Origin of the sequence: Rhodococcus sp. 05-2254-2 (genome assembly GCF_002259095.1) — a bacterium.
GTDB lineage: Bacteria > Actinomycetota > Actinomycetes > Mycobacteriales > Mycobacteriaceae > Rhodococcoides.
This window is the reverse complement of the sequence record NZ_NOZJ01000006.1, coordinates 23,284-38,350: the sequence shown is the minus strand read 5'-3', so window position 1 is coordinate 38,350 and position 15,067 is coordinate 23,284. Positions and strand designations below refer to the sequence as shown.

Here is a 15,067-nt window from a genome sequence, read left to right as displayed (position 1 = left end):
CCCTAGGCCACGTCGAGCCGGGACGGCGGAATCAGCCGATTCGAATCGGGTCTATCTGGACCCGCACTCCGCCGCCGAGTTTCTTGGCACTGCGCGATGCCTGCGCGGTGGCCAGTGCCCGCGCCAACGCCGCCCCGGTGCTGCGCGGCACGCGTATCAACAACCGCTGCACATCACCGGGAAGTGCGTCCTCACCGCCGCCCGCCGGCGCCCGTTGGCCGTCCGGCAGATCGACCGGTCCGAGTATTTCCACCGACTCGGGCAGATCTGCGCTCTCCACCAGCGCGGTGATCGCATCGGTGGTTCCGTCGACGGCCGCAACGTGCACGGCAGGCGGGAACCGTACCTCCACTCGCTCGTCCAACTGACTTCTGGCGTGCCACAGCGGGTCCCAGCGAACCAGTGCCTGCACCGTGGGTATCTCGGACTCGGCGACGACGACCACTCGGCCGCCTGCCGTGCCCGGCCGAACCAAAGCCGCGGCGGTCATCCACCGACGCAGTGTCTCCTCGGCCGCGCGCAGGTCTGCCCGGCCGAGCAGGGCCCAGCCGTCCAGCAAGAGGGCCGCACCGTATCCACCGTCGACCGTCGGCTCGGCACCGACGGTGGACACGACGAGACCGGCACCGGGTCGGACGGCGTCGAGCACGGCGGCGCCTCCCGAGTTGTGAACCGGTACTCCGGGAAATGCCCGTCCGAGTTCCTCGGCGGTACGGCCCGCGCCGATCACGACCGCACGCAGGTTGCGCGATCCGCATGCCGTGCACCGATGCGCGGTGTCTGCGATTCCGCACCACGAGCACGTCGGACTCCCTGCTCCGTCGCTCCCCGGGGCCGACGGAAGCGCCAACGGACCGTTGCACCGGCGACACCGAGCCGGATGTCGACACTTCGCGCACGCCAGTGACGGCACGTAGCCCCCGCGCGGAACCTGAATCAGCACAGGCGAATCCGCCTTCAGTGCGGCCCGAGCCGCCTCGAACGCGATCGCGGGCAACCGGGCGACACGGGCTGCCGGATCCCGCGCGAGCGCATGGTCCGAGTCGGCCAAGGCCACCACGTGGGGTTGACGCTCACGGACAAGCTCACGAGGAGCCACCAGGTCGTGTGCCCAACCGGAATCCACGAGAGCTTCCGCCTCCGCAGTCCGCGCATGTCCGCCGATGACCACCGCGGCTGCGGACACGTGCGCTCGCAGCAACGCCACTTCTCGGGCATGCGGATACGGCGAACGGGGCTCGGCGAAACTGTCGTCACCATCGTCCCAGATGGCGATCATGCCGAGAGTGGACACCGGAGCGAACACGGCGCTGCGCGTCCCCACCACGACGACCGGGCCCGATCGCAGACCACGCAACCATTGCCGATACCGCTTCGCCGGGCCCAATCCGGCCGACAGCGCCACCACCCGGTCGGCACCGAGCAGAGCCGTGCAGGCCGTCTCCAGACGATCGAGGTCTCGCTGATCGGGCACCACGACCACCGCGGACCGACCGCCGGCCACGGTCACGGCGGCGGCCTCCGCCAACCGCACCGGCCACAGCTCACCGGGCAACGCCTGCCATACCGCGCGCGGTATGCGTCCCGACGCCAACGCCTCGAGGAAGTTCGAGCCATGGGTGTACGCCGACCAGGCGGCCCGGTCGATGTCGGGCTCGGCCGGGGGCTCGACGACGGGTGTCTGTTCCGCCTCGACTCGGGCGTGGCGAGCCGGGATCGCCAGCCGCAGCACGTCCGCCCTGGTGCCGGCGTATCGATCGGCCACCGCCACGGCGAGTTCCGCGATCTCAGGGGTCAGAACCTGCTCCGCCGACACCACCCGATCGAGCCAGCCGAGCTTGCCGGAGTGTTCGGTCTCGGCCAGTCTGGCCAGCACGAAACCGTCGACCAGCCGGCCTGCGAACCGCACCCGAACTCGGACACCCGGCTGAGCATCACTGCTCACCTCTTCGGGAACGAGGTAGTCGAACTCGCGGTCGAGATGCGGCAGCGGCAACATCGGGAGAATGCGCGCGATCGGAAGATCCGACGCCGCCACCCGCGCTACGCCCGCCACCGCACCTCCTCCTCGATTCTCACCCCACACTCGATGTCGGAGCACCCAGCCGGTGCGAGCAGGGTACGTGCAGAACGGTCGAAACCGAACTCAGAGTCCGGCAGCCTCCCGGAGCTTGCCGGCGCGGTCGGTGGACTCCCACGGTAGATCGATGTCGGTGCGGCCGAAGTGACCGTACGCCGCGGTGGGCGCGTAGATCGGTCGCAGCAGGTCCAGATCACGAATGATGGCACCGGGACGCAGGTCGAACACCTCGCTGATCGCCGCCTGGATACGCGCGGGATCGGTCTTCTCGGTGCCGAACGTCTCGACGAACAACCCGACCGGTGCCGCCTTGCCGATGGCGTACGCCACCTGGACCTCGATGCGATCGGCGAGACCGGCGGCGACAGCGTTCTTAGCGACCCAGCGCATCGCGTACGCAGCACTGCGGTCGACCTTGGACGGGTCCTTGCCGGAGAACGCACCACCACCGTGGCGTGCCATACCGCCGTAGGTGTCGACGATGATCTTGCGACCGGTCAGCCCGGCGTCGCCCATCGGTCCGCCGAGCACGAATTTTCCGGTGGGATTGACCAACAGACGCACGTCGGACGTGTCCAGTGTCGGCACGTCCAACTCGGCGAGCACCGAGCCGAGCACCTTCTCCCGAATGTCCGGAGTGAGCAGGTTGTCGAGGTCGATGTCGGCTGCGTGCTGAGTCGAGATCACGACGGTGTCGAGGCGAACGGCGTTGTCACCGTCGTATTCGATAGTCACCTGTGTCTTGCCGTCCGGACGCAGATACGGCAGCACTCCGCTCTTGCGAACCTCGGTCAGTCGCCGAGAGAGCCGGTGCGCCAACGCGATCGGCAGCGGCATCAGCTCGGGAGTGTCGGTGTTGGCGTAGCCGAACATCAACCCCTGGTCCCCCGCGCCCTGACGGTCGATCTCGTCGTCGGACAGTCCCTCGACCCGGGCCTCGTGCGAGTGATCGACGCCCTGAGCGATCTCGGGCGACTGCGCGCCGATCGCGACGTTGACACCGCACGAATTTCCGTCGAACCCCTTGGCCGACGAGTCGTACCCGATCTCGAGCACCTTCTCGCGCACGATCTTGGGGATGTCGGCGTATGCGGTGGTGTTGACCTCACCCGCGACATGCACCTGGCCGGTGGTGACCAGGGTCTCCACGGCCACCCGAGCACGCGGATCCTCCGTCAGCAGAGCATCGAGAATGGAATCGCTGATGGCGTCACAGATCTTGTCGGGGTGACCCTCTGTGACGGACTCGCTGGTGAAAAGCCGACTACCGGACTTGCTCACGGACTTCCTCTCGACGCATGTTCCTGCCCGACCCGACGCCTCGCGCCGGTCGGGCACTCCACGAAAATTGACGTTCCCTCGGTGTTATCGCCCCTGCCGGAGCCGCGCAAACCTCTACGGCACTACACGTGGTGCCCAGCACGGTAGCCGGTACGACATCGATCGTGCACTCTCGGCATCGTCACGGATTCGACTTCGGTCGAGTACTCCGCGCATCGAGCATCTGCGCCACCGAATCCAGCACGCGGCTCGCGAGAAGTGCTTTGGAGCCCTCGCCGAGCGCCGCCTCGGAACCGTCGGAACCGAGCAGCCAGCCGTCGTTGTGGTCGACCTCGAACGCCTTGCCGTCCCCGACAGCGTTGACCACGAGCAGGTCGCAGCCCTTGCGTTCGAGCTTGGCCCGCGCGTACGTCAGCACGTCGCCGTCCGCGTCCCCGGTCTCGGCGGCGAATCCGACGATGACCGTCGACGGTTCGAGCTCACCGTCGCGGCGAGCCGACACGAGGCCGGCGAGTATGTCGTCGTTGCGGACCAGCGGGATCGACGACGGCTCGTCGGCCCCCTTCTTGATCTTGCTGCCCGCGATGGACTCCGGGCGGAAGTCGGCGACCGCGGCCGCCATCACCACGGCGTCGACACCGACGGCAAGTTTGCGAACGGCCTCCTGCATGTCCGACGCAGTCTTGACGTGCACCACGTCGACCGCGGCCGGAGCGTCGAGGTCACTGGTGTACCCGGCGACCAACGTCACCTGGGCTCCTCGTTGCGCTGCCACTCGGGCGAGCGCATATCCCTGCTTGCCCGAGCTTCGGTTGCCCAGAAAACGAACCGGATCGAGAGGCTCGCGAGTGCCCCCGGCAGAGACCAGAACACGGCGTCCTTCGAGATCCCGAGGGAGCGCATCCCCTCGCTCGGTCACCAGCATGGAGAGCGCGAAGATCTCGTCCGGCTCCGGCAGCCGACCCGATCCGGTGTCTCGCCCGGTCAGACGGCCCGATGCCGGCTCGATCACGTGTGTTCCGCGAGAACGAAGGGTCGCGACGTTGGCGACCGTGGCGGGGTGCTCCCACATCTCGGTGTGCATCGCCGGAGCCAGGACCACCGGGCACCGCGCCGTGAGCAGGGTGGCCGTCAGAAGATCGTCTGCACGTCCCCCGGCGATGCGGGCCATGAGGTCCGCGGTGGCGGGGACGACGACGACGAGGTCTGCCTCCTGACCCAGGCGCACATGCGGAACCTCCGGCACGTCCGCGAACACCCCGGTGTGTACCGGTTGGCCGGACAACGCCTCGAATGTCGCACGCCCGACGAACTCCAGGGCGGATGCGGTCGGAATCACCCGGACCTGGTGCCCGCTCTCGGTGAAACTACGGATGAGCGAACAACTCTTGTAGGCGGCGATACCTCCGCCGACTCCGACGACAACGTGCAAGTCAGATGTCCTCTGTGAGGTTCTTATTCGCCTTCGGTGTGCTCGAGCAGGTCCGCGTGGATCTCGCGAAGAGCGATCGACAGCGGCTTCTCCTGCAGACCCGGCTCGACCAGCGGTCCCACGTACTCGAGGATGCCGTCACCGAGCTGGTTGTAGTAGTCGTTGATCTGGCGGGCACGCTTGGCTGCGTAGATCACGAGGGCGTACTTGGACGAGGTGCGGGCGAGCAGCTCGTCGATGGGCGGATTGGTGATGCCGAGCGGCGTGTCGTAGGCCGGCAGAGCGCTGCGTCCGTCGAAGTCGGAAACGGCCGCTGAAATGCTGCTCACTGATGATCTCCTGAAATTGCATCGTTGGTGCTACGAACTAGCTGGTCGGGGCCTCGTGCGCCGTGAAACTGGTCAGCTGTTGCCGACCGACGACCTACCGACCAACAAGGATACCAACTGTTCGCACGAATGGTCGACATCGGTATTGACAACCACCGTGTCGAACTCGTCCTGTGCGGCCAGTTCCACCCGTGCGGTCTCCAATCTCCGCTCGGTGGCCGCGCTCTCCTCGGTCGCGCGCCCGACCAGACGAGAGACGAGGTCGTCCCACGTCGGTGGAGCCATGAACACCAGCATCGCCTCGGGCTTGGACACCCGCACGGCACGGGCACCGGCCAGATCGAGCTCGAGCAACACCGGGCTACCCGCCTCCAATGCGGCCTCCACGGGTGCGGCCGGAGTCCCCGACCGCTGCAGACCACCGTGAATGCTCGCCCACTCGAGCAACTCGTCGTCGGCGATCATCCGATCGAACTCATCGGCCGACACGAAGTGGTAATCCTGACCGTCCACCTCACCGGGCCGCGGTGCTCGCGTCGTGACCGACACGCTGAACACCAGCTCGGGCAGCGCAGCACGCACGAGCCGAACGACACTGGACTTGCCGACGCCGGAGGGGCCGGACAACACCACCAACCGGCCGCGCTCGATCTCCGGGACCGAAGTCGCCGCAGTGTCACTCACCGTCGTCAGGCCTCGAAATCGAACTTCGTCAACAGCGCCTTGCGCTGCCGATCTCCGAGACCGCGCAGTCGACGGGTGGGCGCGATCTCCAATTCCGTCATCAGCTCCGCGGCCTTGACCTTGCCCACCTTCGGCAGGGCCTCGAGCAACGCGGAGACCTTCATCTTTCCGAGAATCTCGTCCGTCTCGGCATCCGTGAGCACCTGCTTGAGATCGGTGCCCCCGCGCTTGAGGCGCTCCTTGAGCTCGGCGCGCGCTTTCCTGGCGATCGCTGCCTTCTCGAGGGCAGCGGCACGCTGCTCGGGCGTCAACTGGGGAAGGGCCACTGTCGGTTCCTCCGTCTTCTCGTTCTGGGCGATACGACGTGCACGATCGCTGTCGGCACGTCGACCATCGATGTTCCACTGCCACGGACCACGTTCATCGGCGCTCCGCACCGGAGATCCGCACTGTTCGTCGGCAGCGCTAGCGACCGTACCGACGACTGCCGCTCACCGCTAACCCGACCCCGAATGCCGGAGCGCGGCAGCGTCGACTATGCGAGACCGGCTTCGATCTCGTCGCGCAACCGCGTCGCCGCGTCGCGCAATGCCGTCACCGACGGGCCTACCGCCAGGACACCCCGAGAGGAGTTGGGAAGCAACAGCTCACGCGAATCGCGGAAGATCTCCGCGAGATCTGCAACCGTTGCTCCCTGCGCTCCCAGACCCGGCGCGAGGATGGGTCCGGTGTAGTTCGACAGGTCGAGACCGTGATCACGAGTGGCACCGACGACCAAGCCCACCGTGTCGGCGTCGACGCGGTTGCGCTTCCCCGCCGCGTCGACGATCGACTGAGCCACCGTCTCGCCGTCCGAGGTCGCCGCCTGCTGCAGGGCCGAGCCCTCCGCATTCGAGGTCCGAGCCAGCACGAACAGACCGCGCCGGTGTCGCACCGCTCGATCGACGGTCTCCCCCAGTGAATCGAAGCCCAGGTACGGCGACACCGTCACAGCATCCGAGGACAACGGAGAATCGGGTTCCAGCCAGGCCTGCGCGTACGCATCCATCGTGGTTCCGATGTCGCCGCGCTTCGCATCGGAGATCACCAGGGTGCCCGCATCCCGAAGAACACTCACAGTGCGTTCGAGCACCGCATACCCGGCAGATCCGTACGCCTCGAAGAACGCCACCTGAGGCTTGACGATGGCCACCTCGCCGACGAACGCCTCGACGCACAGCTCGGCGAACACCTCGAGACCGTCCGCCGAGCGAGGCAGGCCCCACGCCTCGAGCAGCGCCGGGTGCGGATCGATTCCGACACACAGTCGACCACGGGCCGCAACCGCGGCGCGCAACCGATCCGACCACGTGTGATGACTCATTGCTTTCCCCGCTCTCCCTGACCTACCTCAGCCTTCGAGACCCTGCTTCAGACCGGCGTGCAGGTCCTGCAACGAGCGAACACCGATTCCTCCGGCGATGCCGGCTTCGATGCCCTGCACCGCTGCCGACGCACCCTGCACCGTGGTGATGCACGGAATGTTCTGCGCCACTGCCGCGCTGCGGATCTCGTATCCGTCGACGCGGGGGCCGGAGTTGCCGTACGGGGTGTTGATCACCATGGCGATGTCACCGGCGAGAATCCGGTCGACGATGGTCCGCTCCCCTGCGGGCACGTCCTCACCGGACTGCTTGTAGACCTGTTCGCATTTGATTCCGTTGCGCCGCAACACATCTGCGGTTCCTTCGGTCGCCAGGATCGTGAAGCCCAGATCCGCCAGTCGCTTCACCGGGAAGATCAGTGATCGCTTGTCCTTGTTGGCCACCGATACGAACACCGCGCCACCCGCAGGCAACGAGCCGTACGCCGCAGTCTGACTCTTGGCGAACGCGGTACCGAAATCGAAGTCGATTCCCATCACCTCACCGGTGGACTTCATCTCCGGGCTCAGCAAGGTGTCCACTCCGGTCCCGTCCGCGCGGCGGAACCGGTTGAAGGGCAACACCGCTTCCTTGACGGCGATCGGGGATCCGGCCGGGACGGTGCCACCGTCTCCGGTCTCGGGCAGGATTCCCGCGGTCCGGAGTTCGGCGATGCTCTCCCCGAGCATCACGCGAGCGCAGGCCTTCGCGAGCTGAACTGCCGTCGCCTTGGACACGAACGGAACCGTGCGGCTCGCGCGAGGATTGGCTTCGAGGACGTACAGGATGTCGTCCTTGAGTGCGTACTGCACGTTGAGCAGACCGCGTACGCCGATGCCCTTCGCGAGCGCCTCGGTGGACCGTCGGACGTTCTCGATGTCGGTCTTGCCCAGCGTGATCGGCGGCAACGCACAGGCCGAGTCGCCGGAGTGGATACCGGCCTCCTCGATGTGTTCCATGATGCCGCCGATGTAGACCTCGGTGCCGTCGCACAGTGCGTCGACGTCGATTTCGACTGCGTCTTCGAGGAACCGGTCGACCAGCACCGGACGGTCGTCCGAGATCTCCGTCGCGTTGGAGATGTACGTGGCCAGCGATGCCTCGTCGTACACGATCTCCATGCCGCGTCCGCCGAGCACGTAGGACGGGCGCACCAGCACCGGGTAACCGATTCCGGCGGCGATCTCACGGGCTCCGTCGAACGTCGTTGCGGTGCCGTACTTCGCTGCCGGCAGTCCGGCTGCGTCGAGCACCTTGCCGAACTCGCCCCGGTCCTCGGCGAGATCGATGGCCTCGGGCGACGTTCCGACGATCGGGACGCCCGCGGCCTTCAGTCGCTTGGCGAGTCCGAGCGGGGTCTGACCGCCGAGCTGGACGATGACGCCTCGCACCGTGCCCGACGCGGCCTCGGCCCGGTACACCTCGAGGACGTCCTCGAAGGTCAGTGGCTCGAAGTACAGGCGGTCGGCGGTGTCGTAGTCGGTGGAGACGGTTTCCGGGTTGCAGTTGACCATCACCGTCTCGTACCCGGCCTCGGACAGTGTCTGCGCCGCGTGCACACAGCTGTAGTCGAATTCGATGCCCTGACCGATGCGGTTGGGACCCGAGCCCAGGATGAGCACCTTGGGGCGGTCCGGCTGCGGGGCCACCTCGGATTCGGCGTCGGGGTCGAGTTCGTAGGTGCCGTAGTGGTACGGCGTCTTGGCCTCGAACTCGGCGGCGCAGGTGTCGACCGTCTTGTAGACCGGATGCACACCGAGCTCGGTACGCAGCGCACGCACACCGTCCTCACCGCCGAGTTCGGGACGCAGAGCGGCGATCTGTCGGTCGGACAGTCCGTGGTACTTCGCCTGACGCAGCAGCGCCCCGTCGAATTCGGCCGCCTCGCGGACCTGGACGCCGAGTTCGTGGATCTGCTGGAACTGATCGAGGAACCAGGGGTCGATCTTGGTGGCCTCGAAGAGCTGCTCGAGGGTGGCGCCCATCGCGAAGGCCTTCTCGATCCCGTACATCCGACCGTCCTGAGGAACGGACAGGTCCTTCAGCAGAGCGTCGAGGCTCTCGGCCTCGACCTCGGGGCCGGTCCAGTACCCCGCGCGCTTGGTTTCGAGCGAGCGCATCACCTTGCCGAATGCCTCGGTGAAGTTGCGGCCAATGGACATCGCTTCACCGACGGACTTCATCGTCGTGGTCAGCGTGCCGTCGGCACCGGGGAACTTCTCGAACGCGAACCGCGGTGCCTTGACGACCACGTAGTCCAGGGTCGGCTCGAAGCAGGCCGGGGTCTCGCGGGTGATGTCGTTGACGATCTCGTCGAGGGTGTAGCCGATGGCCAGCTTGGCGGCCATCTTCGCGATCGGGTAACCGGTTGCCTTCGATGCCAGTGCCGACGAGCGCGACACGCGGGGGTTCATCTCGATGACGACGAGGCGGCCGTCCGCCGGATCCATCGCGAACTGGATGTTGCAGCCACCGGTGTCGACGCCCACCTCACGCAGGATGTCGATGGAGAGGTCGCGCATCTTCTGGTATTCGCGGTCGGTCAGCGTCATGGCCGGGGCGACGGTCACCGAGTCGCCGGTGTGCACGCCCACTGGGTCTACGTTCTCGATGGAGCACACGATGACCACGTTGTCGCGGCCGTCGCGCATGAGCTCGAGCTCGTATTCCTTCCAGCCGAGGATGGACTCCTCGATGAGGACGTTCGCCGTGGGCGAGGCGGCCAGCCCGCCGCCGGCGATCCGGGTCAGATCCTCGTCGTTGTAGGCCAGTCCCGAACCCAGACCACCCATCGTGAACGACGGCCGGACGACGACCGGGAAGCCGAGCTCGGCAACGGTCTCGCGCACCTCGTCCATCGTGTAACAGACGGCCGATTTGGCGGATTCGCCACCGACCTTGGCCACGATGTCCTTGAACTTCTGGCGATCCTCGCCGCGCTGGATGGCGTCGAAGTCGGCACCGATCAGCTCGACACCGTACTTGGTGAGAATGCCCTGATCGTGCAGTGCGACAGCGGCATTGAGTGCTGTCTGCCCACCGAGCGTGGCGAGCACGGCCTGGATGGGGTGACCCTGCTCGGCCTCGCGGGCGAAGATCTTCTCGATGAACTCCGCGGTGATCGGCTCGACGTAGGTGGCGTCGGCGAACTCGGGGTCGGTCATGATCGTCGCGGGGTTGGAGTTGACGAGGCTGACGCGCAGTCCCTCCTCGCGCAGCACTCGGCAGGCCTGGGTGCCGGAGTAGTCGAACTCACAGGCCTGACCGATGACGATCGGGCCGGATCCGATGACCAGGACGTGGTTCAGGTCTGTGCGGCGTGGCATTACTTCTTCTCCTGAAGGACGCTGGTGAAACGGTCGAAGAGGTAGGCGGCATCGTGTGGACCGGCCGCGGCCTCGGGGTGGTACTGCACGGAGAAGGCGCTACCGCTGATCAGTTCGACGCCTTCGACGGTGCCGTCGTTGGCGCAGGTGTGGCTGATGCGGGCACGGCCGAAGTCGGTGTCGAACTCCTCGCCCGCTTCGCCCTCGAGTGCGAATCCGTGATTCTGCGCGGTGATCGCGATGCGTCCGGTGGTGTGCTCGATGACCGGGATGTTCATGCCGCGGTGGCCGAACTTCATCTTGTAGGTGCCACGGCCCAGTGCCCGCCCGAAGATCTGATTTCCGAAGCAGATACCGAACAGCGGCAGCTCACGTTCGAGTACCTGCCTGGTCAACGCGACGCTGGTGTCCGCCGTGGCCGGATCGCCTGGTCCGTTGGAGAGGAAGACACCGTCCGGGTTCAGTTCCAGAACCTGCTCGATGGTGGTGTTCGACGGCACCACGTGCACGCGGATACCGCGCTCGGCGAACATCCGCGGAGTGTTGGTCTTGATACCGAGATCGACTGCGACGACGGTGAACCGAGCATCACCGGACGGCTCGATGGTGTAGCCGGCTCCGGTGGTCACTTCACCGGCGAGGTCGGCACCGAGCATGGACGGCTGACCGACCACCTGCTCGAGCATCTCCTCCGAGGTGCCGAGTGCGTCGCCGGAGAACACTCCCGCTCGCATCGATCCGCGGGTGCGCAGGTGCCGTACCAGGGCGCGTGTGTCGATTCCGGCGATGCCGACGACGTTCTGGGCCTCGAGCTGATCCTGCAGAGTTCCGGTCGCGCGCCAACTCGAGGTGCGGCGCGCCGGATCTCGAACGACGTATCCGGCGACCCAGATCTTGTTGGGATCCTGGGCGCTGGCGGCTTCACCGTCCTCCTGGTTCCAGCCGGTGTTGCCGATCTGCGGCGCGGTCGCGACGACGATCTGTCGGTGATAGCTCGGGTCGGTCAGTGTCTCCTGGTACCCGGTCATTCCGGTACAGAACACGGCCTCGCCGAGGGTGCGCCCCTGTGCGCCGAATGTGGTGCCGCGGAATGTCCGGCCGTCCTCCAGAACAAGAACTGCGCTGCTCACGCGGTTTCCTCCTTGGTTTCTCCGGTGGAACTCGCTGTCCACACCGGGTAGATCTGCTTGTCGTCGGCCCGGAAGCCGGTGTCTATCTCGGTCCCCGTCGGGAGCTCCCAACGAATGACCAGAAGCCCGTCCTTGGTCATGACCTTGCCCGCCAACCCGCGCTCGGTGCGGATCGCACGAATCGATTCCGCTGGAATCCAGATGGGAGATTCACCGTCTCGATCGAGCAGAATGCCCTTCTCGTATCGCGACAGTTCGCCGGTGGCGCGATGGCCGATGTCGCCGACGGCGATACGGTCCTGCCAGCTCGGCGCGATGGTGCTGCCGACGTACAGGCCGGTGGCCGGCTCGATGTGAGTGGCACCCAGATTTTCGGGCACGGCCGGGAACTCACCGATTCGGTCTTCCTGACGCTTCTGCCGTCCTCGCCAACCCCAGAAGATCAGGGCGATCATCAGCGCCCAGAACAGGACGAATCCGATGACGATGAGAACTCTGTCCACGGCTCTACTCTCCCGCTCTGTTCGCCACGACTCCGTCGCGGACGGTGATTCGTCCGCGCAACACCGTCGTGGTCACCTTCGAGGAGAAGGTCATGTCCTCGAACGGCGTGTTGTGTGCGACGCTGGCCAGCTTCTTGCCCGAGACCGTCCAGCTCGAATTCGCATCCACCAGCGTCAGATTGGCGATCTCACCGACCTCGATGGGTCGACCCTGATCGGCCAGTCCGACGATTTCGGCGGGACGCTCGCTCATCACCCGCGCCACGCCGCGCCAATCGAGCAGGCCCGGGGTCACCATCGTGTCGACGACGATCGACAGTGCGGTTTCTAGCCCGAGCATCCCGGGACGGGCGATCGAGAACTCACAGCACTTGTCCTGTTCGGCATGCGGCGCGTGATCGGTTGCCACACAATCGATCACACCGTCGGCCAGGCCTCTGCGCAGGGCGTCGACGTCGGACTTCTCGCGCAGCGGCGGGTTCACCTTGTTGATCGCGTCGTACGTCTCGAGCCGTGAGTCGTCCAGCAGCAGGTGATGCGGGGTGACCTCGGCAGTGACCGAAATGCCCTGTCCGCGTGCCCATTTCATCAGTTCGACGGTGCCCGCGGTGGACGCGTGGCAGATGTGCACCCGCGCACCCGCATCACGGGCCAGCAGGGCGTCCCGTGCCACGATCGATTCCTCGGCCGCACGCGGCCAACCGGCCAGTCCGAGCCGCGCCGCAGTGGGGCCCTCGTGGGCGACGGCACCGACGGTGAGCCTGGGCTCCTCGGCGTGCTGAGCGATTAGGACACCGAGCGAACTCGAGTATTCCAACGCCCGACGCATGATCAGTGGATCGTCGACGCAGTGGCCGTCGTCCGAGAACATCTTCACCCGGCCGATTCCCGCTGCCATCGTGGCCATCTCGGCGAGCTGCTTGCCCTTCAAACCGACCGTGATCGCACCGACCGGGTGGACGTCGACGAGGCCGACTTCCTGCCCCCGACGCCAGACGTGATCGGTGACCACCACCGAGTCGGCAACCGGATCGGTGTTCGCCATCGCGAACACCGCGGTGTAGCCGCCCAGAGCCGCTGCCGCCGAACCGGATTCGATCGTTTCGGTGTCCTCGCGGCCGGGTTCGCGCAGGTGCGTGTGCATGTCGACGAATCCGGGCAGCAGAATCTGGCCGCGGGCATCGACCACCTCGGCTCCGTCGGCGTCGAGGTCAGCACCGATTCCGGCGATCTCTTCGCCGGTGATCAGAACATCGGTCTCGGGGCCCTCGCCGTACAGCAGCACGCCGCGGAGCAGGACGGAGGTCGCAGGTGCGTTCACGATGCACCCCCGTCCGAACCGACCAGCAATCGGAACAGCACCGCCATCCGCACGTGAACTCCATTCGTAACCTGTTGCAGAACTGCAGTTTTCGGAGAATCCGCCACCGAGGACGCGATCTCCATACCGCGGAGCATCGGACCCGGGTGCAGGACGACGGCGTGCTCGGGCAGCAGGTCGAGGCGGCGCTGCGAGAGCCCGTACGTGATCGAGTATTCACGAGCGGAGGGGAAGAACCCGCCGTTCATTCGCTCGGCCTGCACTCTGAGCATCAGCACCGCGTCCAGACCGGGCAGTTCGGCGTCGATATCGTGCGAGACCCGCACCGGCCAGCCGGTCACTCCGACGGGCAGCAGCGTCGGTGGTGCGATCAGCACCACTTCGGCACCGAGCGTGGCCAGGAGGATCGCATTCGAGCGCGCCACCCGGCTGTGCAGGATGTCGCCGACGATCGCCACCCGACGGCCCGCGATGTCCCCGAGTCGTTGACGAACCGTCAGGGCGTCGAGCAGGGCCTGGGTGGGGTGTTCGTGGGTACCGTCGCCTGCGTTGATCACCGCAGGACCCCCTCCAGCTCCTTGATCGGCGGTCCATTGTGCGATCTGGTGTGCAGCACCCGATGCCGGGTGTCGGACGATCAGGGCGTCGGCTCCTGCGGCGCGCAACGTCATCGCGGTGTCGCGGAGCGACTCCCCCTTCGACACCGACGAGCTGCTGGCGCTGACGTTGATGACATCGGCGCTCATCCACTTGCCTGCGACCTCGAACGAGACGCGGGTGCGCGTCGAGTTCTCGAAGAACACCGTCATGATGGTGCGTCCGCGCAGTGTCGGTAGTTTCTTGACCTCGCGGCCGAGAAGCGCCTGCTCGAATCGTTCGGCTTCGTCGAGAATCTCGGTGGCCGATTCGGCCGTCAGGTCGGCGACCGAGAGCAAGTGCTTCATCGAGCGGATCCTCCCTCGGACAGGCTCACGCCGTCGCGGCCGTCGTGTTCGGAGAGCAGCACCGACACGTCCTCGGTGCGCGCTGTGGGGACGTTCTTGCCGACGTAGTCCGCACGAAGCGGAAGTTCGCGATGGCCGCGGTCGATGAGGACCGCCAGCTGCACCGCGCGGGGGCGACCGAGGTCACGCAGTGCGTCGAGCGCGGACCGTACGGTTCGCCCGGAGAACAGTACGTCGTCGACCAGTACGACCAGTGCGTCGTCGACGCCGCCTGTGGGCACCGAGGTGCGCTCGAGTGGTCGGTGCGGCTTGTTCCGCAGATCGTCGCGGTAGAGAGTGATGTCGAGGGACCCGAGCGGAGGCCGCACGCCCGAAAATGCCTCGATACGTTCTGCGAGTCGTTCCGCCAGCGTGGTCCCGCGCGTGGGGATGCCCAGTAGCACCACGCGCGGCGAGTCCGCGGCGTCGAGGGCCGTCTTCTCGATGATCTGATGGGCCATGCGGGAGATGGTGCGTCCCACATCGGCCGAGGACAGCAATTCGCGAACGGCGGGGTTCGCGGACGAGCTTTCGGGCGCAGGCAAACTACGACCTCCTTCTCCGCCTCTCTGGACGGATCGTTAAAGGATGTCTG

13 protein-coding genes are annotated in these 15,067 nt (G+C 66.4%); all 13 read right to left on the bottom strand.

Features of this window, described 5'->3' with window-relative positions; genetic code table 11:
* Positions 1-31: 31 nt before the first annotated feature.
* Complete coding sequence (locus tag CH283_RS08010; protein WP_176460529.1) at positions 32-1,999, bottom strand: primosomal protein N'; 1,968 nt, start codon at positions 1,997-1,999, stop codon at positions 32-34.
* A gap of 147 nt (positions 2,000-2,146) precedes the next feature.
* On the bottom strand, positions 2,147-3,361 hold the full coding sequence (gene metK / locus CH283_RS08005; RefSeq protein WP_032397994.1) for a methionine adenosyltransferase: 1,215 nt from the start codon (positions 3,359-3,361) through the stop codon (positions 2,147-2,149).
* Positions 3,362-3,542: 181 nt separating this feature from the next.
* On the bottom strand, positions 3,543-4,793 hold the full coding sequence (coaBC, locus tag CH283_RS08000) for a bifunctional phosphopantothenoylcysteine decarboxylase/phosphopantothenate--cysteine ligase CoaBC (RefSeq protein WP_094641890.1): 1,251 nt from the start codon (positions 4,791-4,793) through the stop codon (positions 3,543-3,545).
* 23 nt (positions 4,794-4,816) lie between these two features.
* Positions 4,817-5,122 carry a DNA-directed RNA polymerase subunit omega gene (gene rpoZ / locus CH283_RS07995; protein WP_032377808.1) on the bottom strand — a complete coding sequence of 102 codons (306 nt, stop codon included), beginning with the start codon at positions 5,120-5,122 and terminating at the stop codon, positions 4,817-4,819.
* A 72-nt stretch (positions 5,123-5,194) separates the two neighbouring features.
* Complete coding sequence (gene gmk, locus CH283_RS07990) at positions 5,195-5,806, bottom strand: guanylate kinase (protein WP_094641892.1); 612 nt, start codon at positions 5,804-5,806, stop codon at positions 5,195-5,197.
* Positions 5,807-5,811: 5 nt separating this feature from the next.
* Positions 5,812-6,132: an integration host factor, actinobacterial type gene (gene mihF / locus CH283_RS07985; RefSeq protein ID WP_008716579.1), complete on the bottom strand. Its 321-nt coding sequence runs from the start codon at positions 6,130-6,132 to the stop codon at positions 5,812-5,814.
* Between the two features lie 209 nt (positions 6,133-6,341).
* Entirely contained in the window at positions 6,342-7,169 is an 828-nt protein-coding gene (gene pyrF, locus CH283_RS07980; protein WP_094641894.1) for an orotidine-5'-phosphate decarboxylase, read from the bottom strand.
* A gap of 27 nt (positions 7,170-7,196) precedes the next feature.
* Entirely contained in the window at positions 7,197-10,535 is a 3,339-nt protein-coding gene (carB, locus tag CH283_RS07975; RefSeq protein ID WP_094641896.1) for a carbamoyl-phosphate synthase large subunit, read from the bottom strand.
* Positions 10,535-11,665 (bottom strand): glutamine-hydrolyzing carbamoyl-phosphate synthase small subunit, encoded by a 1,131-nt coding sequence (carA, locus tag CH283_RS07970; protein ID WP_094641898.1) that lies wholly within the window; start codon positions 11,663-11,665, stop codon positions 10,535-10,537. The genes carB and carA overlap by 1 nt, the downstream gene beginning before the upstream one ends.
* Positions 11,662-12,168 (bottom strand): PH-like domain-containing protein, encoded by a 507-nt coding sequence (locus CH283_RS07965; protein ID WP_068050555.1) that lies wholly within the window; start codon positions 12,166-12,168, stop codon positions 11,662-11,664. The genes carA and CH283_RS07965 overlap by 4 nt, the downstream gene beginning before the upstream one ends.
* Positions 12,169-12,172: 4 nt before the next feature.
* A complete protein-coding gene (locus tag CH283_RS07960) occupies positions 12,173-13,489 on the bottom strand; it encodes a dihydroorotase (protein WP_094641900.1) in 1,317 nt (438 codons plus the stop codon).
* Positions 13,486-14,433 (bottom strand): aspartate carbamoyltransferase catalytic subunit, encoded by a 948-nt coding sequence (locus CH283_RS07955; RefSeq protein WP_094641902.1) that lies wholly within the window; start codon positions 14,431-14,433, stop codon positions 13,486-13,488. Before CH283_RS07955 ends, CH283_RS07960 begins: the two co-directional genes overlap by 4 nt.
* Positions 14,430-15,017: a bifunctional pyr operon transcriptional regulator/uracil phosphoribosyltransferase PyrR gene (pyrR, locus tag CH283_RS07950; protein ID WP_094641904.1), complete on the bottom strand. Its 588-nt coding sequence runs from the start codon at positions 15,015-15,017 to the stop codon at positions 14,430-14,432. Before pyrR ends, CH283_RS07955 begins: the two co-directional genes overlap by 4 nt.
* Positions 15,018-15,067: the final 50 nt, after the last annotated feature.